Annotated in this window: 1 protein-coding gene; it reads right to left on the reverse strand. The window is 71.3% G+C overall.

What is annotated here, in order from left to right; all coding sequences use genetic code 11:
- The coding region (locus tag ACYQ8K_RS30180) for an HNH endonuclease signature motif containing protein (RefSeq protein ID WP_459975047.1) at positions 1-547 on the reverse strand (547 nt) is incomplete at both ends.

A 547-nucleotide genomic window follows, 5' to 3' on the forward strand; every position in this document is an offset into this window, starting at 1 on the left:
GGTACGACCCCTTCCAACCCCAACCACCAGTCGGCGCGCTCGCCGAGGGGCCCGGCACACGGCGGGACGGCGGGCGGGGGTCGGGTTGGTCGGCGGGCCAGCGATCCGTGGTGTAGTTCGTGCCCGGAGCTGTCGGTGACGGTAAGCGCGTCGGCGGGTCCGGTGATGGTGATGACGCCGCGGTGGTGTGCCCGGTGGTGATAGGGGCACAGCAGCACCAGGTTGAATAGTTCGGTGGGTCCGCCGTCTTCCCAATGCCGCAGGTGATGGGCGTGCAGACCACGGGTGGCACCACATCCCGGCACCGCGCACGTGCGGTCGCGATGCTCGAGCGCGCGGCGCAGCCGCCGGCTGACCACCCGCGTCGTCCGACCCGCACCGATCACCTCCCCGCCGCGTTCGAACCACACTTCGGCGGTGGCATCACAGGTCAGGTAGCGGCGTTCGGCGTCGCTCAGCAACGGACCCAGATGCAGCGCCGCGGCGCGCTTTTCAACATCGACGTGCACCACCACGGTGGTGTGCTGCCCGTGCGGGCGCCGCGCCG

The organism is Mycobacterium sp. MUNTM1, assembly GCF_054660795.1.